At 50.3% G+C, this 2645-nt stretch carries 2 protein-coding genes and 1 pseudogene; 2 read left to right on the forward strand and 1 reads right to left on the reverse strand.

Annotated features, from left to right (window positions below; genetic code table 11):
• Positions 1–347: hypothetical protein (locus ACR0JI_RS21820; protein WP_480496664.1), on the forward strand; the 347-nt coding region annotated here is incomplete at its 5' end.
• A 148-nt stretch (positions 348–495) separates the two neighbouring features.
• Entirely contained in the window at positions 496–1827 is a 1332-nt protein-coding gene (locus ACR0JI_RS21825) for a hypothetical protein (RefSeq protein WP_480496662.1), read from the forward strand.
• Between the two features lie 631 nt (positions 1828–2458).
• Here ACR0JI_RS21825 and ACR0JI_RS21830 read toward each other — a convergent pair.
• Positions 2459–2645, reverse strand: a pseudogene (locus ACR0JI_RS21830) (hypothetical protein); the annotation flags it as partial.

The raw sequence follows: 2645 nt of genomic DNA on the forward strand, positions 1-2645 counted from the left end.
ACGAAAACGTCGGGGCAATGTGCTCACATGGGTCAATTCTCAGTGAAAATTATCTGGCTTACCGGGTCACTTCTCAGCGGAAATCAACAGAACTGCTCCTTAAATCCGTTCTCGACAACAACAAATCCTTGGAAAACCAACTCTCATCCTTGGGGGGATATATTTCTGATCATGGCGGCTCAAAGGAGTTGGCTAACATGTTTGTCAAACTTGTCGAGTATTTCAGCAAATACCAGAACAGCTATGTCAAGCATAACGACGCCGTCATTGAAGAAGAGATCGAGTTCATTTTTGAAATCACGTCTTCCTTTATGAAACACCTGATCCGGATCGGAGATCGCGAATAGCGATTGGAGTTTAGGCAGGAATGAATAGCCCATTTAGACCCTGCCCCTTATGGCATTACCTCAGCCTGACCAATCACCCCATACGACCGGTTGGCCTTTGAGACTCTCTGTCGTACTAGTCGCGTGATCAAGGCAATAGGAACTCGCTGTGAAAACCGAGCGCAAAATTATTACTCAACGACTGACCTCCCAAAAGACGCAGGGCCCAAAGAAATCAAGAAAATCCGTCCAGCTGGATGATGGTCATACCCTGCACAACGTATACGAGGATCAAGCTGAAGCATTTGACGAACGCCTCAAGATGTTCCTGAAGGTGAACCCCAGGGTTCGATATGTGGATGCAGTTATCTCTGTGGCTCCCAACCAAGAGGCCCGGCGCTTGTTCCACTCGAAAGATGGCAAGAACTGGAAGATTATCGACTTGCGCAACTATGGAACCGAACGATTCAGCTCTCGCTTGGTTGCCCGTGGTGCGTTGGAACTGGACGGAATGGATGACTTCCCAACCGAAATCGGAATGCTTGGGTTGAAATTTCGCCAGGCAGCCGGCCACACGCTGGTAGATTTGGATGACGAAATTCGCCGGATGGGTAGAAACTACATGGGAATCGACGATCTGCTTGGTCGTCGTGAATCTGAGCCTACGGGAACTTTCGATAGATGGGTTGAACAGCGCGCCCGCGCCGTTCGGGATATCGTGGCCGAAGAGTATGTCGAAGGCCCTGAAAGCGAAGAGGCCAGACACGGGCGGGAGAAGTCCCTGATAACCATCGAGCGAACCATTGATGCCGTAAGGGCCAGCTACGGCCCTACACGCATTGAAAGCGATGTGACCCACAAAAGCACAAAAGAACAAGTCCGGGCCGCGCTTCATGAACACTTCATCAAGCGGAAATATCCATTCCTGACGGATGTGAGGGTTGTTCAATACTCGATTTCAGGTCTACCAAAGGCGAGGGCACGAAAGCAGGCCCGAAAACTCTGGGCCGATGTTGTAGGCCGTCCGCATGATGCACGGTTCGATAGTATCTACGGCGATATTCTGAGGTTTTCGAAGGGACATAAGCTCTTCGGGGATAGAGACTACCAGAAACTCGAAGAGATGCTCTCTGAGGCGCTCTCGGCCGGTATCTCGCTGGTTTCGCTGCGTGGCCTACTGTTTGTTCGAAATGAAAACACCTGGCGCCCAGTTAGAGTGCACCCGGATGTCGATTCAGAAGCTGTCTGGGAGCACGGCAAAGTGGTTTCAAACAACTACGGTCGTCTAATCATTCCGCCTCATATTCGAGACGGGGAGATTGTTGATGGGTACACCCGCAATGGCCCCGGCGAAGGACGCTCGGCACCACGGGATGAACCTCTCATCATGAAATGCAAAGAGCTTCAGGTAGAGGATACAAACCTCGCCTGGCTGCATAGTTTCCATGAATGGGCGTTTGAGAACGGCTTGTCCGATGATGGCGTCAGTGAAACAGTTTAGATAGACCTATCAAACTCTGTTGGTCCTACTTTTGTGACCGGCCCATCGAAGCGTGCGATAGGGAATGCTCCAAAGTCAGATGAACCTATTGCGGTTCGGCCAGGCAAAGAACCAGCGTTTGTTCAATAAGGGGGACACAAAGGGGGATCTATGATCCCTTGCCCTTAAGAAATATCCTATAAATAAGCTTCTTAGAGGTTTCCGTGGTTCCTGATGCCCGCAACACGTTTCTCAGGGTGACCAAGTAGAAAACCAAAATTGTGGACAGCTAGTTTGTAAAATGTGCCGTTTTGTAGCCTGTAGAATTTTACAGATCCTACAAACTGGACAGTTCGGAACCCCAGATTTTGAGGTTCATGGCTTCTGTCAAGTCTCGTCAATTTGCAGCCGACGGGTAGTCTTTTGTGTGAAGGGCTACCAAGCAGACATTGGCTGCGGCGCCGGTGACAGTTGAAGGCTGCTGTGCGCAGAAAACACTTTTTTGCCAAGCGAGGACCCCAGTGCCGATTGCGCAGTTTGGACAACTTACGGCTAATGACCTACTGACGATCAATCCTGAGCACAGACGCAGCATACGCGAGTGCTCTCTGTGGACATGCGGGTATTCTTCTGTGGTAAAATCAACTTGTTTCTAGTCGTTCGGATCTGGGGTAACGCGCATTGTGTCAGGGTCAAAAACTACCTCCAAACGTGTTGGTCCATTTTCAGGAATTGGCAGACCATTGGCTCCACACCTCAGAATCGCGCGGCTTGCAGCTTGGAATGCTTGCTCGAAGGCTATCCCATTTTCACTGCGACCTTCTCTCAATCCTATACCG

This window comes from Ruegeria sp. N10 (assembly GCF_056531545.1).